The 18,139-nt window shown below is 68.4% G+C and carries 14 protein-coding genes; 10 read left to right on the top strand and 4 right to left on the bottom strand.

The annotated features are described in order from the left end of the window. Nucleotides 1-97: 97 nt before the first annotated feature. The 6 genes from E0W60_RS02810 (at nucleotide 98) to E0W60_RS02785 (ending at nucleotide 8,965) form a co-directional block, all read left to right on the top strand. Nucleotides 98-715, top strand: coding sequence for a cysteine dioxygenase (locus E0W60_RS02810; protein WP_135702946.1), 618 nt, complete (start codon nucleotides 98-100; stop codon nucleotides 713-715). After that, nucleotides 712-2,340, top strand: coding sequence for a rhodanese-related sulfurtransferase (locus E0W60_RS02805; RefSeq protein ID WP_135702945.1), 1,629 nt, complete (start codon nucleotides 712-714; stop codon nucleotides 2,338-2,340). The genes E0W60_RS02810 and E0W60_RS02805 overlap by 4 nt, the downstream gene beginning before the upstream one ends. A gap of 236 nt (nucleotides 2,341-2,576) precedes the next feature. Then, nucleotides 2,577-2,978, top strand: a complete 402-nt coding sequence (locus E0W60_RS02800; protein WP_133094340.1) for a cobalt-zinc-cadmium resistance protein — start codon at nucleotides 2,577-2,579, stop codon at nucleotides 2,976-2,978. A gap of 225 nt (nucleotides 2,979-3,203) precedes the next feature. Beyond that, complete coding sequence (locus E0W60_RS02795; protein ID WP_135702944.1) at nucleotides 3,204-4,679, top strand: TolC family protein; 1,476 nt, start codon at nucleotides 3,204-3,206, stop codon at nucleotides 4,677-4,679. Between the two features lie 2 nt (nucleotides 4,680-4,681). Next, complete coding sequence (locus E0W60_RS02790; RefSeq protein WP_133094342.1) at nucleotides 4,682-5,842, top strand: efflux RND transporter periplasmic adaptor subunit; 1,161 nt, start codon at nucleotides 4,682-4,684, stop codon at nucleotides 5,840-5,842. Between the two features lie 6 nt (nucleotides 5,843-5,848). Continuing rightward, a complete protein-coding gene (locus E0W60_RS02785; protein ID WP_135702943.1) occupies nucleotides 5,849-8,965 on the top strand; it encodes an efflux RND transporter permease subunit in 3,117 nt (1,038 codons plus the stop codon). A 271-nt stretch (nucleotides 8,966-9,236) separates the two neighbouring features. On the opposite strand, the gene E0W60_RS02780 is transcribed toward E0W60_RS02785, so the two are convergent. The 3 genes from E0W60_RS02780 to E0W60_RS02770 all read right to left on the bottom strand — a co-directional run bounded on the left by E0W60_RS02780 (nucleotide 9,237) and on the right by E0W60_RS02770 (nucleotide 12,896). Further along, entirely contained in the window at nucleotides 9,237-9,821 is a 585-nt protein-coding gene (locus tag E0W60_RS02780; protein WP_133094344.1) for a class I SAM-dependent methyltransferase, read from the bottom strand. 2 nt (nucleotides 9,822-9,823) lie between these two features. Further along, a complete protein-coding gene (locus E0W60_RS02775; RefSeq protein ID WP_133094345.1) occupies nucleotides 9,824-10,174 on the bottom strand; it encodes a mechanosensitive ion channel protein MscS in 351 nt (116 codons plus the stop codon). Between the two features lie 262 nt (nucleotides 10,175-10,436). Continuing rightward, nucleotides 10,437-12,896, bottom strand: a complete 2,460-nt coding sequence (locus tag E0W60_RS02770; RefSeq protein ID WP_135702942.1) for a DUF3772 domain-containing protein — start codon at nucleotides 12,894-12,896, stop codon at nucleotides 10,437-10,439. Nucleotides 12,897-13,391: 495 nt separating this feature from the next. Here E0W60_RS02770 and E0W60_RS02765 point away from each other — a divergent pair, with 495 nt between their 5' ends. The 4 genes from E0W60_RS02765 to E0W60_RS02750 all read left to right on the top strand — a co-directional run bounded on the left by E0W60_RS02765 (nucleotide 13,392) and on the right by E0W60_RS02750 (nucleotide 16,783). After that, entirely contained in the window at nucleotides 13,392-14,063 is a 672-nt protein-coding gene (locus E0W60_RS02765; protein ID WP_133094347.1) for an alpha/beta hydrolase, read from the top strand. A gap of 126 nt (nucleotides 14,064-14,189) precedes the next feature. Further along, nucleotides 14,190-14,954: a BON domain-containing protein gene (locus tag E0W60_RS02760; RefSeq protein ID WP_135702941.1), complete on the top strand. Its 765-nt coding sequence runs from the start codon at nucleotides 14,190-14,192 to the stop codon at nucleotides 14,952-14,954. Nucleotides 14,955-15,047: 93 nt separating this feature from the next. Continuing rightward, nucleotides 15,048-16,187, top strand: a complete 1,140-nt coding sequence (locus E0W60_RS02755; RefSeq protein ID WP_133094349.1) for a DSD1 family PLP-dependent enzyme — start codon at nucleotides 15,048-15,050, stop codon at nucleotides 16,185-16,187. A gap of 2 nt (nucleotides 16,188-16,189) precedes the next feature. Continuing rightward, the gene (locus E0W60_RS02750) at nucleotides 16,190-16,783 is read left to right on the top strand and encodes a uracil-DNA glycosylase family protein (RefSeq protein WP_135702940.1); all 594 of its coding nucleotides are present in this window, start codon (nucleotides 16,190-16,192) and stop codon (nucleotides 16,781-16,783) included. Between the two features lie 28 nt (nucleotides 16,784-16,811). On the opposite strand, the gene E0W60_RS02745 is transcribed toward E0W60_RS02750, so the two are convergent. After that, entirely contained in the window at nucleotides 16,812-18,134 is a 1,323-nt protein-coding gene (locus E0W60_RS02745) for a sensor histidine kinase (protein WP_133094351.1), read from the bottom strand. Nucleotides 18,135-18,139 lie beyond the last annotated feature (5 nt).

Here is an 18,139-nt window from a genome sequence, read left to right as displayed (position 1 = left end):
GCAGTGCTGGCATGAACGCGGGCGCCGCGCCGTGTTATGTTTGCAGCGGCAGCGCCCCGCAGAGGGCCCGAACACAGAACCACCCCGGAGGCATTCCATGAGCAGTTCCCCCGAAGCCAGCGGGCTCGCACCGCTGCGCGATTTCATCACCGGCCTGGCCGCGCTGCTGGACCAGCATCCCGACGAGCCGCGCATCCTGCGCGAGGGCGGGGCGCTGCTGGCGCGGCTGGTGGCACGCGACGACTGGCTGCCCGAGGCGTGGGCCGAGCCGCACCCCGAGTACTACCAGCAGCACCTGCTGCATTGCGATTCCGGCGAGCGCTTCTCGATCGTCAGCTTTGTCTGGGGCCCGGGGCAGCGCACGCCCATCCACGACCACACCGTATGGGGCCTGATCGGCATGCTGCGCGGCGCGGAGGACTCGCAGCCCTTCGTGCTCGACGCCGAAGGCCGCCCCGTGCCGCATGGCGAGCCGGTGCGGCTGCTGCCCGGACAGGTAGAAGCCGTGTCGCCGGCCGTGGGCGACATCCATTGCGTCAACAACGTGCATGACGACCGCGTCTCGGTCAGCATCCATGTGTACGGCGCCAATATCGGCGCGGTGCGCCGCTCGGTCTACGCCGAGGACGGCACGCGCAAGCCCTTTATCTCCGGGTATTCCAACCGGACCCTGCCTAACCTGTGGGACTGTTCCCGCGAAGACCGGAAGTCATGACCATCCAGCACGCCACGCAAGCCGCCGCCACGGCGATCCCCATCTTCACTCGCGCGCAGGTGCGCCAGGCCCTGCTGGCCGGCGCCGAGATCGCACTGATCGACGTGCGCGAGGAAGACCCCTTCGCGCAGGCGCATCCGCTGTGGGCCGCCAACTTCCCGCTGTCGAAGCTTGAGCTGGAAGCGTGGCCGCGCATCCCGCGCCGCGATACGCTGATCGTGGTCTACGGCGAGCACGCCGGGGAAGACCTGGCGCCGCGCGCCGCGGCGGTGCTGCAAACGCTGGGCTATACCAACGTGCACCGGCTTGAAGGCGGCCTGGCCGCCTGGATCGCCGAGGGCGGTGAGGTGTTCCGCGACGTCAACGTGCCGAGCAAGTCGTTCGGCGAAGTGGTCGAGGCAGAACGCCATACGCCCTCCCTGTCCGCCGAGGAAGTGCAGGCTCTGATCGACAGCAAGTCCGACGCGGTGATCGTCGACGCGCGCCGCTTCGACGAGTACCAGACCATGAGCATTCCCACCGCCACCAGCGTGCCCGGCGCCGAACTGGTGCTGCGCGTGCGCGAGCTGGCGCCCGATCCGCGCACGCGGGTGATCGTCAACTGCGCCGGCCGCACGCGCAGCATCATCGGCACGCAGTCGCTGGTCAACGCCGGCATTCCCAACCCGGTTGCGGCGCTGCGCAACGGCACCATCGGCTGGACGCTGGCGGGCCAGCAGCTCGACCACGGCGCCAGCCGCCGTGCGCCCGCCGAAGTGAGCAGCGGCAACCGCGACAGCGCCCGCAGCGGCGCGCGCGAGATCGCCGACCGCGCCGGCGTGCGCCGCATCGCGCTGGGGGCGTTGGCATCGCTGGAGGAGCCTGGCCGCACCGTGTACCGCTTCGACGTACGCACGCCGGAGGAATTCGCCGACGGCCACCTGCCTGGCTTCGTCAATGCGCCCGGCGGACAGCTGGTGCAGGAGACCGACCACAACGCCCCCGTCCGCGGCGCGCGCATCGTGCTGGCCGATGACGACGACGTGCGCGCCGGCATGACCGGTTCATGGCTGGCGCAGATGGGCTGGGAGGTCTGGGTGGTGGAGCCGGCCGATGCGGCCGAGCGTGGCGAGAGCGGCGCGGTGGCGGCAGACGTGCCGGTGCCGCCAGCGGTGCCGGCGGTCGCACCCGCCGAACTGGCCGCGTGGCTAGACGAGGACGCGGACGGCAGCACCGTGGTGCTCGACTTCACCGCCAGCGCCAACTACGTCAAGCGCCATATCCCCGGCGCGTACTTCGTCATCCGCGCTCAGCTGGCCGATGCGCTGGCGCGCATCCCGCAGGCGCGGCGCTATGTGCTGACTTGCGGCTCCAGCCTGCTCGCGCGCTTTGCCGCCGCCGACCTGCAGCGGCTGACCGATGCGGAAGTGGTGGTGCTGGAAGGCGGCACGCAGGCGTGGATCGCGGCCGGGCTGCCGCTGGAGTCCGGCGAGACGCACCTGGCGTCAGAGCGCACCGACCGCTATCGCCGGCCGTATGAAGGCACCGACAATCCGCGCGAGGCGATGCAGGGCTACCTGGACTGGGAGTTCGGGCTGATCGCGCAACTGGAGCGCGACGGGACCCACGGGTTCAGGGTGGTGTAGGGCCGCCCGGTCTTCTGAGACCCGCGGCTGTCCGAAACCCTGGCTCAGGGTTATCCCGGGCTTTTCAACGATCTGCTGGTAAAATCGCGCTATTGATATGCATCTTTTCGCTGCATTGCGGAACGAACGTAACGATTCTCTGTCAATCGTAATCGTTACGTTACAATGCTGTCCCGCAGCACGGCCGGTGCCCGTCCGAAAGGGCGCTTCCGCCCCGTGCTCCAAGCCCCCGACCCATGCGATTGTTGTTCCTGCTGCTGACTGCCATGTGCCTGTCACTGCTCTCCTTTGGAGCGGTGGCGGACGCGCGCACGTCGGTGCAGCCGCAGGTCCAGGCCAGTACCGAACTGGCCGCGCTGCAGTCGGTGGACGACATGGGTCGCGTCATCGTGCCCGGCGACGATGGGCTGCATGACGACGACATCTGCGAGGACCCGCCGCCCGGGTATTGCAATATCTGGTCGGCCGACCTGCTCGACCCGCTGGACCTGCTGGACGAAATCGAAGAATCCAGTGCCCTCATTGCCTTGCCCCCGGTGAAGCTGCTGCTGCCCGCCGGGGATGTCGCGCAATATCCCCCAGGCCGCGCCGAACCGCCGCCTTCGGCCTTCTTCCGGCCGCCAATAACCCGCTCCTGAGCGCCGGGCGTTCCACGCCTTGCCGCTCCCCCGCGCGCACGCGCTGCCTCCGCAGCTGCCGTGCCGCGGGCCGCGCCCCCTTGCCTGATAACGCCAGCCTGCCCGCCGCTACCGCGCGCGGGTAAGCCGCTGCCGTGGTCCGTCCCGCCGTGATTCCCAGCCGTGATTCGCGCCGGGGCGCGCGGCGGCATGGCGCAGGCGTCGTATTGCTTGCATTCCGGACTCATGACAACAACTAAGCTGACCCTGATCGCGTCGCTTTCGCTGCTCGCGTTCGCCGCTGCCCAGGCCCATGCCGGTGAGCAGGGCGCCGCCCCGGCGAAGGCCGCGGGGGCAGCGGGCACCACGCCCGCCGCCCCGGCCGCACCGCTCTCCAAGCCTTCCGCGAAGATTTCCGCCGCCCCGGCACTCACTCCCGGCGCCGAGCTGCTTGCGTCCACGGCCGTGCCCAAGGCGGCATCCGCACGCCCCGCGGGTACCGCGGCCGGACCCGCTTTCTCGCTGCCGCAGCTGCTCGACATGGCGCAGTCGACCAACAAGGGCGTCGCCGCGGCCGAGGCCAATGTCGATGCTGCCAGCGCCGCCATCAGCAGCGCGCGCGCCTATCCCAATCCGCAGGTCGAGGTGATGTACGGCCGGCTGTCCGGCAAGCAGCCCGGCGTGACCAGCGGCAATGCGCCCAGCTACGCCGTGGTGCAGAAGCTGGACTACCCGCACCAGCGCAGCTTGCGCGAGGCCATGGCCTCGCGCGGCCTGGAGTCGTCGCAGGCGGCCCGCCAGGGTTTCCGCGCCGACCTCGCCGCGCGCGTCAAGACCTCTTACTACGACGTGCTGCGCCGCGAAAGCGAGCTGCATGCCGCGGAAGAAGACCTGGCGATGATGCGGCAGATCCATTCGCGCGCACGCCTGCGCGTGGAGGTTGGCGAAGCGCCGCGCTATGAACTGATCAAGGCCGAGACCGAGCTGCTGGCCTCGCAGAAGAGCCAGCAGACCGCCGAGCTGCGCGTGAACCAGGCCAAGGCCGCGCTGCGCCAGCAGGTCGGCGGCGCCATGCCGGGCCAGTTCTCGCTGGACGGCACGCTGGGACAGTCGCCGGACGTGCCGCCGCTGCCGGTGCTGCGCGACACCATGGCCGCGAGCAATGCCGAGCTGGTCCAGCGCCGCACGGAGCTGGAGCGCGCCCGCCTGGGCGTCGACTACCAGCGCTCGCTGCGCTGGCCGGAAGTGGCGGTGCGCGCCAGCACCGACCGCCAGCCCGACAACAACGTCTCGCAGATCGGCCTGGTCATGACCATCCCGCTGTGGGACCGCCGCCGCGGTCCCGTGGGCGAGGCCACCGCGCAGGCGACGCAGGCGCAGAGCGCGCTGGAAATGCGCGAGTTCGAGCTGACGCAGGAACTGGAATCGGCCTACCGCCAGTACGAGATCACGCAGGCGCAGGTGACCGCGCTGGAGTCCGGCATCGTGCGCGAGGCCGAGTCGGCGCTGGGCGTGGCCGAGTCCGCCTATCGCTTCGGCGAGCGCGGCATCCTGGACTTCATCGATGCCCAGCGCGTGCTGCGCAGCGCGCGCAACGAGCTGATCGCCGCCCAGTACGAGCAGCAGCTGGCCGCCATCCAGATCGAAAAGCTCTTGTCGACCGCCCCCGGCGCCACCGCCGCGCCGGGCCTGCCGCCGACCTCCACCATCGAACAGAAATAACCATGCGTCCCAATTTCCTGCTTTCGCTGACGGCCGCCGCCGTCCTGACGTTCAGCCTGGCGGCCTGTTCCGACAAGCCTGAACCCGTTGCCGAGGCGCCCAAGCTGCCGCCCGGCGTGATCCAGCCGGAAGGCAACCTGCAGCAGTCGCTGAAAGTGGCGCCGGTGAGCACCTCCCCGTTCAGCGAGATGCTGCGCGTGGCCGGCCGCATCGACTTCGACGAGCAGCGCGTATCGCGCATCGGCGCCAGCGTGACCGGCCGCGTCACCGACCTGTATGCCACGCTGGGCCAGGAAGTGAAGGCCGGCCAGGTGCTGGCGCGCCTGCACAGCAGCGAGCTGGGCGCGGCGCAGATGTCGTTCCTGAAGAGCGAGGCGCAGCACGAGCTGCAGGTGCGCAACGCCGAGCGCGCGCGCCAGCTGTTTGCCGCCGACGTGATCGGCCGCGGCGAGCTGCAGCGCCGCGAGAGCGAGCTGGCGATCGCCTCCGCCGAGATGCGCGCCTACCGCGACCAGCTGCGCGTGCTGGGCATGTCGCAAGGCTCGATCGCAGAGCTGGCCAGGAACGGCAGCATCAACTCGCATTCGCCGGTGTATTCGAGCATCAGCGGCACCGTGGTCGAGCGCAACGTGGCGCAGGGCCAGGTGGTGCAGCCGGCCGACGCGCTCTACACCGTGGCCGACCTGTCGCGCGTGTGGGTCGTGGCCGAGGTGCCCGAGCAACAGGCCGCGCAGGTAGCCGAAGGGCAGAGCGTTGAGATCGAGGTGCCGTCGCTGGCCAACGGCAAGGGCGGCAACACCATCACCGGCAAGCTGATCTACGTGGGCCGCACGGTCAACCCGCAGTCGCGCACGGTGCTGGTCCGCACCGAGCTCGAGAACCGCGAAGGGCGCCTTAAGCCCGCCATGCTCGCCAGCATGCTGATCGCCGGCAAGCCGCAGGACCAGCTGGTGATTCCCGCGGCCTCGGTGGTGCGTGACGGCAACGACGAGCTGGTCTATGTCGAGATGCCGGGCAACAAGTTCCGCCTGACGAAGGTCAAGCTGGGCGCCGAGAGCGACGGCATGCGCGTGGTGCAGAACGGCGTGAAGGCCGGCGACCGCATCGTGGTCGATGGCGCGTTCCACCTGGACAACGAGCGCAAGCGCATCGAGCAAGGGTAATCGGACATGATGAAATCCCTAGTCGAAGCCGCCATCAAGCAGCGGCTGGTGGTTTGCGTGCTGGCCGTGGTGCTGTTCTTCTTCGGCCTGCGCGCTGCCACCAAGCTGTCGGTGGACGCCTTCCCCGATGTGACCAACGTGCAGGTGCAGATCGCGACCGAAGCCGCGGGCCGCTCGCCCGAGGAAGTCGAGCGCTTTGTCACCGTGCCGGTGGAAATGGCAATGACGGGCCTGCCCGGCCTGGAAGAGATGCGCTCGCTGAACAAGGCGGGCCTGTCGCTGATCACGCTGGTGTTTACCGACGCCACCGACGTGTACTTTGCACGCCAGCTGGTGATGGAGCGCCTGATCGAAGTGGGCGGGCGCATGCCGGAAGGCGTGTCGCCGGTGCTGGGCCCGGTCTCGACCGGCCTGGGCGAGGTCTACCAGTACACGCTGGACCGTGCCGACGACGGCAACGGCGAGCTGACGCAGGAAGAGCTGGCCGAGCGCCGCATTGCCCAGGACTGGGTGGTGCGCCCGCTGCTGCGCTCGATCCCCGGCGTGGCCGAGATCAACTCGCAGGGCGGCTACGTGCGGCAGTACCAGGCGCTGGTCAACCCGGAGCGCATGCGCCATTACGACGTGTCGATCCAGCAGGTCTACCAGGCGCTGGCGCGCAACAACGCCAACTCCGGCGGCGGCGTGCTGCCGCACTACGCCGAGCAGTACCTGATCCGCGGCGTCGGCCTGGCCAAGGGCGTGGAGGACCTCGGCAGCATCGTGCTGAAGGAAGTCAACGGTACGCCGGTCTACCTGCGCGACGTGGCCAACGTCTCCATCGGCCATGAGGTGCGGCAGGGCGCGCTGGTCAAGAACGGCCAGACCGAGGCCGTCGGCGGCATCGTCATGATGATGCGCGGCGGCAATGCCAAGGAAGTGGTCAGCCGCGTGAAGGCACGCGTGGCGGAGATCAACGAACGCGGCATGCTGCCCGGCAAGCTGCAGATCGTGCCGTACTACGACCGCAGCGAGCTGGTCGATGCCGCGTTGTGGACGGTGACCAAGGTGCTGCTCGAAGGCGTGGTGCTGGTGGTGATCGTGCTGTTCCTGTTCCTGGGCGACGTGCGTTCGTCGGTGATCGTGCTGGCCACGCTGGTGCTGACGCCATTGCTGACGTTCATGGTGATGAACCACGTGGGGCTGTCGGCCAACCTGATGTCATTAGGGGGCCTGGCAATTGCCATCGGCCTGATGGTCGACGGCTCGGTGGTGGTGGTCGAGAACGCGTTCGAGCGATTGGGACACAAGGAGCCGGGCCTCACCAAGACCGAGATCCTGGTCAAGGCCGTGCAGGAAGTGGCCACGCCGGTGATCGTCGGCGTGGGCATCATCATCCTGGTGTTCCTGCCGCTGATGACCCTGTCCGGCATGGAAGGCAAGATGTTTGCGCCGCTGGCGTTCACCATCTCGATCGCGCTGGCGATCTCGCTGATCCTGTCGCTGACGCTGTCGCCGGTGCTGTCGTCGTACCTGCTCAAGGGCGGCGCCGAGCATGACACGCGCGTGATTGCATTCATGAAGCGCCACTACCTGCGCATGCTGCACTGGGCGCTGGGCAACAGCCGCAAGACCGTGCTCAGCGCAGTGGGCGCGTTCGTCGCGACGCTGCTGATCGTGCCGCTGCTCGGTACGTCGTTCATTCCGGAGATGAAGGAAGGCTCGATCGTTCCCGCGATCGACCGCGTGCCGAACATCTCGCTGGAAGAGTCGATCAAGCTGGAAAAGGAAGCCAACAGGCTGGTGCTGGGCGTGCCCGGCGTCAAGTCGGTGGTGTCCGGCGTGGGCCGCGGCGAAAGCCCGGCCGACCCGCAGGGCCAGAACGAATCGACCCCGATCGCCAGCCTGAAGGACCGCGACCAGTGGCCCGACGGGTGGACCCAGGACGATATCGCCAACGCCATTCGCGAGAAGCTCAAGGCCATCCCCGGCGTACAGATCGTGATGGCGCAGCCGATCTCGGACCGCGTCGACGAAATGGTCAGCGGCGTGCGTTCGGACGTGGCGGTGAAGGTGTTCGGCGACGACCTCGACAAGCTGCGTGAACTCGCGGGCGAGATCTCGCGCGTGGCAGGGGGCATCCAGGGCTCGCAGGATATCCGTATCGAGCGCGTCTCGGGGCAGCAGTACCTGTCGATCGAGATCGACCGCCAGGCGATTGCGCGCTACGGGCTGAACGTGTCGGACATCCATGACGTGATCGAGATCTCGATCGGCGGCAAGCGCGCCACGGACATCTTCGAAGGCGAACGCCGCTTTGCCGCCGCCGTGCGCCTGCCGGATGACTTCCGCAACAACGTGCAGTCGATCCGGCAGCTGCTGGTGAACGCGCCGGACGGCACGCAGGTGCCGCTGCAGAGCGTGGCCAGGATCGAAGTCAACGACGGCCCGGCGCAGATCAGCCGCGAAATGGCCAAGCGCCGCGTCGTGGTGATGATCAACGTGAAGGATCGCGATCTCGGTGGCTTCGTTGCCGAACTGCAGCAGGCCACTGCGTCCAAGGTCAAGCTGCCGGAGGGCTACTACCTGGAGTGGGGCGGCCAGTTCCAGAACATGGAACGCGCCATGGGCCACCTGAAGATCATCGTGCCGGTGACCATCGCTGCGATCTTCTTCCTGCTGTTCCTGCTGTTCAACTCGCTGCGCTTTGCCACGCTGATCATCACGGTGCTGCCGTTCGCATCGATCGGCGGCATCATCGGGCTGTTCGTCACCGGGGAATACCTGTCGGTGCCGGCGTCGGTGGGCTTTATCGCGCTGTGGGGCATGGCCGTGCTGAACGGGGTGGTGCTGGTGTCGTATATCCGTTCGCTGCGCGATTCGGGCTTGTCGCTTGATGAGGCGGTGGTGCAGGGGGCGACGCAGCGGTTCCGACCGGTGATGATGACTGCGACCATTGCGATGCTGGGGTTGGTGCCGTTCTTGTTCTCTACCGGGCCTGGCTCGGAAGTGCAGCGGCCGCTGGCGGTGGTGGTGATCGGCGGGTTGATTACGTCGACGTTGCTGACGCTGGTGATGGTGCCGACTTTGTATCGGTGGTTTGATGATCGGAAGCCGGATCCTACTAGGGATGTGCCGGTTTAAGGTTTTGTTTTTGTTTAGGTTTTAGGTAGTGGGACGCCCTGTGCGCTGGTTGCGTGTGGGGCGTTTTTTTTGGTTATGCTGCGGCTGGCATCTGGCGGTGCTTGATATGCCCTGTTCCGCCCTAAAGGGCGGGTGACTCTTTGTCCGAGCGACAAAGAGTCACCAGCCCTTTAGGGCGAAACCAGGGCATATCAAATCCCACCAGATGCCAGCCGCCACGCACAACAAAAACCACCAGACGCCTGCCCCTAAAAACCCAACCCCATCCCCCTCAAGCCAACCTCATCTCCAACTGCCTGGACCACAAATCCATCGTGAAATCCGGCTCCTGGTGATGAATATGCCGATACAGCCCGTGCTGCGCACCAATCGCATCATGCACCGCCTGCGCCGTGATCTGCTGCTCGGCGAACAAATGCCGGAAATGGCAGGCGACAATGACGCCGTCATCGCTCAACGCACCCGCCGCCAGCGCCGCGACCTCGTGCCAGTCGGACTTCGGGAAGTAGTACCCCAATTCTGAAAACACGATCAGGTCAAACGATCCCTCGGGCCAATGCTGCGGCAGCTCACCCGTCAGCACCTGTACGTGGGCAAACTCCGCCACGCGTTGCCGCGCCTGCCCGGCAGCGCTGTCGGCAAGCTCCATTGCCACCAGCGCATCGCAGCGCGGCGCCAGTTCGACGGTAAGATGCCCGCCGCCGCAGCCGGGCTCGAACACGCGTGCGAAGCGTTCGCGCGGCAGCGTGGCCATCAGCAGCGCGCGCTTGCGTGCCTCGTACCAGCGCGTGCCGATGCCCCAGGGGTCGTCCTGCCGGCCGTACAGCCGGCTGAAGTATTCGCGATCGACCGGCATGATCAGTAGCCGTAGTAAGGCTGTTGCCGGTAGTAGCCGGACGGCTGCGGGCCGCACGGCACGTACGCGCGGTCGTAGTCGCTGTAGCAATAGCCCGGTGGCACCGCCGGCGCCGCGTACGAGACCGGCGCGGGGGCATAGGTGACCGGCGGCGCCACCGCCACCGGTGCGGCCACTACCGGCGCCGAGGCCAGCGCCGCGCCGAACGCCAGGCCGACCAGCGCGCCGACGGCAAGGACCGCGCCGGCATTCGACCCGCCGCCATGGTGGCGGCCGTGCGCGGACGCGGGGCCGGCGGCTACCAGCGCCACGGCCAGGGCGGCCGCGGCGACGATTCGGGTGGAGGGGCGCATGTCGGACTCCTTGTGATGCAGCTTGTGTTCCTGAATGATGGATGCAAACTGCCCGGCAAGGTGTTTCGCCGCGGAGGCCGACTTGTTAGCTTTGTAACGGGGCTTTTTTCAGGGACCGGTTTTTAACAGGCCGTAATACGGCCCCTGTCACCCACCCTGTCCGGAATCCACCCCGGGGATTTGGGCCAGTCCGCCCGGGCTCGCGCAGGGCGGGCGTACCGATGTCTTGAGCGCGGACCACCGGGCGGAGCGGTCGGCGGACTTACCCCGCCGCGTATGCGCGTTGCGATGCTTCGCCGAACGGCGGCAGGTTTTCCAGCCGCAGCGATTGCGGTTCGGTCAGTGCGATGTCCTCGGCGCGCAGCCGCTTGAGGATCTCGAACAACAGGTCGCTGCGCGTGGCCGCGGCGATGCGCGGGCTGCCGACGTAGCCCGTCACCGACAGCGTGATGCCGTTGGAAGCGAGCTGGCTGAACATGACCGACGGCGCCGGCACGTCCAGGATGGACTCGTTTTCCTTGTAGACATCGAGCAGCAGGTCGCGCAGCTGTTCCGGATCGGTATTGAGCGGGAATGTCAGCTGCAGCGATGCCACGCCCTGCGTGCTGTTGCTCATGGTCACATTGCGCACGTTCTGCGAGATCAGCTGCGAGTTGGGCACGATCACAGTCGAGCGGTCGCCCAGCTGGATTTCGGTCGCGCGCACATTGATGCGGCGGATGTCGCCCTCCACGCCGGCCAGGCTGACCATGTCGCCTACCTTGACCGGGCGCTCGGTCAGCAGGATCAGGCCCGAGACAAAGTTTTTCACGATCTCCTGCAGGCCAAAGCCGATGCCCACCGACAGCGCGCTGACGATCCACGCCAGGTTGTCCCAGCGCACGCCCAGCAGCGACAGCGTCAGCAGCACCAGCAGCACATAGCCGACATTGCTGAACAGCGTGATCAGCGATGCGCGCAGCCCCGGCTCGCTGCACACCTTGGGCAGCAGTTCCGCATCGAGCCAGCGCCGCACCGAACGCAGCAGCCAGATGCCCACGCCGAGCGCCAGCACCGCATTCAGGATTCGCTCCGGCATGATGTTCAGGCTGCGCAGCTTCTCGCCGCCCAGCACCATCAGCAGGCTGTTGAGCAGGTCCGCCGGCGTGGTGCCGAAGCCGCCGGTCAGCAGCGCCACCACTGCCACCAGCAGCAGCACGCTGGCGCCGATGCCCGACAGGACGGTCGAGGCCTGCTCCAGATGCGAATCGTCCACGCCGAACAGCTGCTTGATGACGCGGCCGCTGGCGTGGTTGGTCGACAGCACGGCCTCGCAGACATCGCGCGTGACCTGCGTCAGCAGGTACAGGCTGCACAGCACGATGTCGAACCAGACCAGCTCATAGGTCAGGAAGCGCGCGAAGCTGATATAGCCGGCCAGCAGCGCGACCATCGACACGATCACCAGCACGGTCACGGCGGCGTGGATCATGCCGGCCAGCGTGGCGCGCGCCTCCGGGCGTTCGCCCGCGGCGGCGAGTTCGTTGCGCACGCGGTTGGCGCGCAGCAGCGCCGCGCCGATGGTCAGCACCACCACCAGCGACACCAGCCCGCGGCCCAGCAGCGTGACCTGCAGGCTGGTGTCGGCGATGCGGTTGATCTGCTCGAGCGTGCCGGCCAGCAGCAACAGGCCAGCCAGCACGGCGGGGAAGGGCTTCATCGCCAGCGCGACCGGATCGGCCAGCGCAGGCAGGCGCCAGCTGGGGTGGCGCGTGCACAGCAGCGCGCGCCCCAGCCCGACGATCAGCGCGCTGGTCATCGTCAGCTTGACCAGCTGCGCGTAGAGCGCCATCACGTCGGGCGGCAATTCATAGTTGCGAGCGAAGGCGTGGTAGACCAGCTGCACCGCGAGACCTGTGGTGCAGACCGTTGCCAGCGTGGTCGCCAGCGCCAGCGCGCTGCGGCGCAGGCGCGTCTCGGGCAGCCGGGTCAGGCAGAACCACGCCAGCGCGCGCTCGGCAAGGCGCCGCCCCAGCGTCCATACCGCCAGCGCGAGCAGCAGCAGGGCCACCGTGGCCGCGCGTTGCGACGGCTGCCACGCCAGCTGCAGCATCGGCTCCACCTGGTCGCGGAAGCCGTCCAGCCGCGCCTGGTCTTCCGGCGGCGGGCTGAACAGCGGCTGCCAGAACTGCGGGTTGAGGATGCTTTCCGAGCGCAGCGCGAGCTGGTCTTTCAGGTGGCCGCGCTCCAGCCGGGCCAGTTGCTCGCTCAGGTTGGCGATGTTCTCCTTGCTCTCGGCAGCCTGCTTGAGATGCGCGTCGAGCTGCGTGCGGCGCGTGTTCAGCTCGGCGCGCTGCTTCATCACCGCGGGAGCTTCCCTGGTGGTGCCGTCGACCGGTGGCGGACCGAGCACGTCGAGCTGTGCCTGCAACTGTTCGCGCTGCGGCTTCAGGGCGGCGCCGAGCTTGTCGGCGTCGGCATCCAGCCGCCGCAGCGTCTCTTGCAGGTCATGCAGCTTGGTATTGCCGTCGGGGTCGGAGGCCTGCTGCTTGACGCTGTCCTGCTCGGTCTGCAGGCGCTTGAGTTCGGCGTTGGCTTCGGCGTGGGTCAGCGCGGGCGCTTGTGCGGCGGCCTCGGCTTCCGATGCGGTCCCTGCGGCATGGACGGCGGGCAGGGTGACCGGCATCAGGTGGCATAGCGCAGCGAGCGCAAGGCCCAGTGCGAGCCGTGAAGCTTTGCTCATGGCGGATTCTCGTCGGATGGTGACGGCTTGCGGCGCTCCGGCGGCGGATGGAAATGGCAAGGCACGGTGCGGGCAGGGCCACATGGCGCTGCATCGCGATTCCGCTGCGGAACGGCCGGGACACCGGCGATGAACACGGGAAGGGATGGCTGCGTACAGTCCATCCGCTTCGGCGAATTTGGGTCAGCCACGAGAAAGGCCTGCGGGCGAAGCCGCAAGCGGGCAATGCGTGGCACGGGTCGTGCTGACCGATCGCGGCGGGACCATTTTCGGAGCCGCCACGGCTCGGGGCATTATACGAAAGCGTTCAGGTCACACGTCCCGCACAGGCGGCGCATGGGGCACCGGCGGGCAGAATTTTGCGCATCGGTGCCGTGCGCGGCCGTGCGTGGCCGTGCGAGGAAACAGCGCGGGCGGCATGTTCGCCACAATCGCATTACCATCACGGCTTTCGCGCGCCGGCAATCGGCTCGCCCGACATTGCAAGGAGCATTCATGGGAGTACCGTCTGCCACGGAAACGGCGCACCTGGCTGGCGCCGCCGGGCCGATCGAGATGCTGGTCGACCGTCCCGCCGGCACGCCGCGCGGGATCGCGGTGGTGTCGCATCCGCACCCGCTGCTGGGCGGCGCGGCCACGCATAAGGTGCCGCACCAGTTGGCCAAGGCGCTGCTGGCGCGCGGCTTCCTGACCGTGCGGCCCAACTTCCGCGGCGTGGCGGGCTCGGGCGGCGAGCACGACCAGGGCCACGGCGAGACCGGCGACATGCTGGCCGTGGTGGCGCAGTTGCGCGACGACCACCCCGGCCTGCCGCTGGCGCTGGCGGGCTTTTCTTTCGGGGCGTTCGTGATGGCGCAGGTGGCCGCCACGCTGGCGGCGCAGGGCGTGCCGGTCCGTCACCTCGTGCTGGCCGGCCTGCCGTATGGCACGGTCAAGGCCCATCGCAGCTATGACACGCCGGCAGTGCCGGCCGATTGCCTGGTGGTGCATGGCGAGCGCGACGAGCGCGCGGAATTGTCGGCGCTGTTCGACTGGGCCCGACCGCAGGCGCTGCCGGTGGTGGTGGTGCCGGGCGCCGATCATTTCTTTACCGGCAAGCTGCCGTTGCTGGTGCGCATCGTCGGCCAGTACCTCGACCGGCCCGCCGGGGATGGACGAAGCGCATGACGTTGTTGCGCATCGTGTAAAAACTGCGTCCCGCGGCGCTGCCGGAGCGCCACGCGGCCAGCACCGGCGCAAGGGCATGTTTTGTGCTACCGATATCAGGCTAGGACGTCAGATCGGAGGCAATCCATGAAAGACTATCCACCGTCGGAAATCCGGGGAACCTGGCGCCACCGCGGCTACGATGAGCCCGACGATACCCGCCAGGCACGCCACTGGCGCAGCGGCGACACTGGCGGCTCGCCGTATGGCTATGGCGAGGCCCGCTATGGCCTCGAGGATGAAGATGACGAGCGCCCCACGCGCCCTTCGCGCTGGGCCGCGCAAGCGGGGTCGCGCCGCATGCCCAAGGGCTACCAGCGCACCGACGCCCGCATTCGCGATGACCTGTGCGAACGGCTCGCGCACGCCGATGACGATGTCTCGGATGTCACCGTCGACGTCGGCTCGGGCATCGTCACGCTGGCCGGCACCGTCCGGGACCGCGACGCCAAGTTCCGCATCGAGCAAATGGCCGAGGATGTGCTCGGCGTCAGTGAAGTGCGCAATAACATCCAGATGGTGCGGCCCGGCAGCAGCGGCGGTAGCGGCGGCAATGGCGAAATCGGCGAGCGTGCCGGCCGCGCAGCGCGTGGCGAGGATCAGGATCAGGGTCAGGGTCAGCAGCGGGTCGGCCAGTCCACCGGCCAGCGCCGGCAGGTCGGTTCCCCGGCCGGCGACGTGCTGTACATCGTGCAAGGCTGGGACGGTCGTTTCCTCGCTAACGAGCGCGGCGAGGCGGTGATGGTGAGGTCGATCGCGCAGGCCGGCCTGTTCGATGATGCCGATGTGGCCCGCGCCGCTGCCGCGGAACACTGCGGACGCGGCTATCGCCTGCTGGCCACGCGCCGCTAGCGCGTTTTGCGCGCGCAAGCCTGTGCGCAAGGGGCACGCCGGTGTTATCGTGAGGGGCCCACGGCAAGCACTGCCGCAACCGGGCCCCATACCATGCATGAAGCCAGCGTTCTCCGGCCGCCGCACGCGGCGGTCGGCCAATCGTTGTCAGCGTTGCCCACGCCTGCGCTGCTGATCGAACTCGATGCCTTTGAAGCCAACCTGGCGCGCATGGCGGAACTTGCCGAACGCGCCGGCGTAGCGCTGCGCCCGCATGCCAAGGCGCACAAGTCCGTGGCGATCGCGCAGCGGCAGGTCGATGCGGGCGCGGTCGGCATCTGCTGCCAGAAGCTGTCCGAGGCGTATCCCTTTGCCGCCGCCGGCATCGGCAGCATCCACCTGAGCAATGAATTCGTCGGCGCCGACAAGGCCGCAATGGCCGCCGAACTGGCGCGCCACACGCGCTTGTCGATCTGCGTGGACGATGCGCGCCAGGTCAGCCAGGTCGGCGCCGCCGCGGCGCGCGCCGGCGTGCGCATTGCGGTGTTGCCGGAGGTGGACGTGGGGCAGGGCCGCTGCGGCGTGGACAGCGACGAGGCCTTGCTGGCGCTGGTCGATGCGATCGGCGCCGAAGCCGCACTGGATTTCGGCGGCCTGCAGGGCTATCACGGCGGCATCCAGCATATCGAGGCCTGGGCGCAGCGGCGCGAAGCCGCGCAGCGCGCGGCCGAAGCCACCGCCGGCTACCTGCGCGCGCTGGAGCGGCGCGGGCTGCGCTGCCCGGTGGTGACCGGCGGCGGCACCGGCACCGCCGAATTCGACCTGGAGAGCGGCGTCTACACCGAGATCCAGCCGGGCTCGTACCTGTTTCTCGACGGCCATTACGGCTCGCTCGAATGGGAGGGCGCGCTGCGGCCGCTGCATTCCCTGTTCGTGGCAGCCACCGTGATGAGCGCGGCGCGCGCCGGCGTGGCGGTGTGCGATGTGGGGCTGAAGTCGGTCGCGGTCGATTCCGGATTGCCGCACGTGTGGCCGCGCGATGCCGATGGCGCGCTGGAGTACGTTGCCGCCAACGACGAGCACGGTGTGCTGACGGTGACCGGCGCCGACAGCCGCGACCTGCTGGGCGAGCGGCTGTGGCTGGTGCCGGGCCATTGCGATCCCACCGCCAACCTGCACGATGCCTATGCCTGCGTGCGCGGCGAGCGCGTGGAAGCGGTTTGGGCCATCGAGGGGCGCGGGCTCAGCCGCTGATTTTGCCTCGTACCCGTTCCACCAGGCTTGACCGGCTCCTCGCCGACATTGCCGGCTGCCACGCCTGTGCCTTGCCGCACGAGCCCAGGCCGGTGGTGCAGGCCGGCGCCCATGCGCGCCTGCTGATCGTCGGCCAGGCGCCCGGGCGCCGCGTGCATGAAACCGGCATCCCCTGGAACGATCCTTCCGGCGACCTGCTGCGCACCTGGCTGCAACTGACGCCCGAGCAGTTCTATGACGCCGGCAAGGTGGCGATCGTGCCGATGGGGCTGTGCTATCCGGGCAAGGGCGCCAGCGGCGACCTGCCGCCGCGGCGCGAATGCGCGCCGCTGTGGCATGCGCCGCTGCTGGCGTCCATGCCGGAAATCCGGCTGACGCTGCTGGTCGGCCGCCACGCACAGGCTTACTACCTCGGCAGCCGGGCCGGGGCGACGCTGGCCGATACCGTCGCCGCCTGCGCCGACTACCTGCCAGCATTCTTCCCGCTGCCGCACCCCAGCCCGCGCAACCGCTTCTGGCTGCAACGCCATCCGTGGTTCGACACAGACGTGCTGCCGCGGCTGCGGCGGCAGGTGGCGCTGGCGCTGTCCGGCTGATGCCGCTCAGTGGTCCCTCAGTGGTCCCTCAGTGATCCCTATGCGGGAAGCGGATGTTGAACTCCGTGAACTCGTGCTCGACGGAACGGCAGCTGATGCCCGCGCCCCAGCTGGTCAGCACGTTCTGGCAGAAGGCCAGCCCGATGCCGGTGCCGCGGTGCGCCGGGTAGGAGAAGAACGGCTGGAACATGCGCGCCAGCACCTGCGGCGGCACCCCGGTCGCGGTGTCGCGGAAGGTGACGTGCACCCCGTCCGGCCGCACCTCGCAGCAGATCCGGATATCGCCCTTGCCGGCGCGCTTGATCGCTTCGAGCGCGTTCTTCAGCAGGTTGGTCACGACCAGCCCGAACAGCTGCGCGTTGCCGAGCACGCGCACCGGGCCGGGCAGGTCGAACGCGACGATGTCGCGGCCCGGCTCGTCGAACGGAAACCGGGCGATGGCATCGCGGATCACGCCGCCCAGCTCGAACAACTCGCGCGTGGCCTGTTCCGGGTTCTTGGAGTTGGACACCAGCAGCTCGATGCTGTTGCTGATATGCGCGATGTCGGACTCCATGCGCGCCACCGCCTGCATCAGCCCCTCGCGGCGTGGCGCATCCTGGTCCAGCGCCGCCGGCAGCCGCGCCTTGAGGCCGCTCGCGCTGACGCTCAGGCTGGTCAGCGGCGTACGTAGCTCATGCGCGACGGTGGCCAGCGCCGCGGCCATGCCGCGCCGCTTCTGCTCGATCAGCAGCTGGCGGTCGAGCTTGATCACCACCAGCACCGAGATCACGAAGCCGATGATCGGCAGCTGCAGCAGCACCGGCTCCCATGGAATCCCGCCCATGGAATTGCCGGCCAGCACGAACAGCGCCACCGCGGCGGCCGCGCCGGACAGCAGCGAGATGGTCGCGAACGCCGTATTGAAGTGATAGAGGATCACCACGGCGATGATGACCGACTCGGCCCAGGCCATCGAGCCGCCGTTTTCCAGGTACAGGAAGATGAAGGCGAACGGCATGCCCACCGTGATCGCAAACAGCGCGTAGGGCGGCAGCCAGCGGCGGTGCGAGAACGCCCTGGCAAACAGCAGCGGCACGAACAGCGCGGTGCAGACCAGGCGCAGCCACAGGTTCTCGTAGGGCTGCGGGAACACGTACGACCAGATCAGGTAATAGAGCGGGTGACCGATGACCCCCAGCGCGCCCACCATCTGGATGCGCCGCAGCCGGATGACGCTTTCCTCATCGAGCAGGATGGCCCGCGCCGCGGTATCGAACACCGCCTGCCAGGCCCGGCGGGCAAGGCTGGCAAGTCCCGGCAGACCGGAACGGCGCTTGCGGCCGCCCGAGTCGGCCAACTCTGCTTCCATCTCCA

Source organism: Cupriavidus oxalaticus (genome assembly GCF_004768545.1).
Lineage (GTDB): Bacteria > Pseudomonadota > Gammaproteobacteria > Burkholderiales > Burkholderiaceae > Cupriavidus > Cupriavidus oxalaticus_A.
The sequence above is the reverse complement of the archived record's forward strand: the minus strand, read 5'-3'. Positions and strand labels throughout refer to the sequence as shown.